The 1563-nt window shown below is 60.9% G+C and carries 2 protein-coding genes; both read right to left on the bottom strand.

Translation table 11 applies throughout. The annotated features are described in order from the left end of the window. Positions 1–70: 70 nt before the first annotated feature. The gene (locus tag FWJ67_RS11055) at positions 71–850 is read right to left on the bottom strand and encodes a hypothetical protein (RefSeq protein WP_414482848.1); all 780 of its coding nucleotides are present in this window, start codon (positions 848–850) and stop codon (positions 71–73) included. 23 nt (positions 851–873) lie between these two features. Further along, positions 874–1170 carry a hypothetical protein gene (locus FWJ67_RS11050; protein WP_414482847.1) on the bottom strand — a complete coding sequence of 99 codons (297 nt, stop codon included), beginning with the start codon at positions 1168–1170 and terminating at the stop codon, positions 874–876. Positions 1171–1563 lie beyond the last annotated feature (393 nt).

The following is a 1563-nucleotide window of genomic DNA, read 5'->3' as shown; positions in this document are numbered from 1 at the left end:
CCACGCGCCGACTCATCGGGTGCCACCATAGCCGCGCTGGAGGAGATGGATCCTCAAAGGGGGGGAGTCATCACCCCCGATGCATTGAACCTGTGATCGGGTCCACCTTGGGTCCGGTCCACACGTAGATTCGAGGGCGGCGGTGAGTCAGTTCGTTCACCACGCCCTCCTTTTGCGCCGCGCTGATGAGGGCGGAAGCGTATGCCCGGGCATTCTTCCCGCCCCAGTCGGGTCCGTATTCTGCGATCATCGCTTCCTTAAGCTCTCGCGCGGTGAACTTGCCCTTTTGGGCCATCCAGGAATAGACCCGCGCCTTTATGGTACCCGGCATTGCCGTTGTGCCGGGTACAGGCTTGGCGACATCAGGACGATCGGGAGTTTCTGGGGCTGGCTCTGCATCGAGGGGGCGTGTCTCGTCTACGGGCGGGAGCAGTACGCCCGATGCGTCTCCGCCGGTGTCGCCAGCCAGGATTCTCTGAGCTTCCTCCATGAGCGCTTGGGCGCGGCGCAGCGCGTCCCGAGCCCGCGCGATTTGGGCACGCAACGGAGCCACCTCCTGGGCCACAACTTCCTTGACGACAGCCGTCAGCTTCGTGTTAATCTCTTCGTCCACCGCGGCATATGTCTCGCGGTAGATGCTGGCAAGTGTTGGCGATTGCTTCGCCGCCTCGATGAAACGCCGAATATTCCAGCTTATGGCGGGTTCCGGCTTCGGGGCATTCCAGTCAATGGGCAGGCGCGGTGCTTGCGGGTGAGGAGCGCGGCGGAGCTTGTTGCGGCCGCGGGTGTCCTCATCATAGGCTTCGGCTATTTCGGCTGCCTCCCGAGCCATGCGGAACGGTTCGGCCATTACATCATCACCACCACGGATGACTATTTCGGGGCGGGTCCGAGGATCTTGATGATCTTGTCGTAGTAAGCATCAGCGCGACGCGGGTCCTCCGCTTTCACCTCTTTGATGTGATCCAGGAGAGAATTTACAATCCGGATCTTGGTGTCGATAAGCCGGGCTTCGAGTTCGAACCGATACTTTGCAGCCAACTCTCGTTCTATCGCAGCCTTCAGGTGTTCCTCGCGGAGATCGAGCGTCTCCGCGCCGTAGTCGGAACGAACGTAATGAACATACGCGCCGCCGAAAAGGCGGTGGGCATCTCTGGGTCCGTCGGACACGGCTTATCCTCCTATCTGGAGCTTGGGAACGCTTAGAAGTTCGGGCACGTCTTCTTTGGCGACGATGCCCTGCCTCACAAGCTCGCGCGCTGCTAGGCCATAGGCGCGGCGTGTGAATTCAGCGCGGCTTTTGAGGCCACTTGCCGCGACGCAGAAGTCCAGTTCCGCGAGCATGGTGCCCGGCAGGCTGATGGGAATGGCAAGACAGCGCCGCTCGGCTGGTAAACTCCCGTGATATGTCCTCGCCATGCGTCTACCACCTCTCGATGTGATTATACGACCAGTTAGCTAGCTGGTCAAGCACGTGGCGCGCCCTGACAAAGACCGAAAGCGAACGCGCCCTGACAAAGACCGACAGTGAACGCGCCCCGACAAAGACCGACTTTCCGGCAC

Origin of the sequence: Limnochorda sp. (assembly GCF_047459355.1) — a bacterium.
Lineage (GTDB): Bacteria > Bacillota > Limnochordia > Limnochordales > Limnochordaceae > Limnochorda.
Note: the sequence above shows the minus strand (reverse complement) of the source record. Positions and strands in the feature narration are given on the sequence as shown.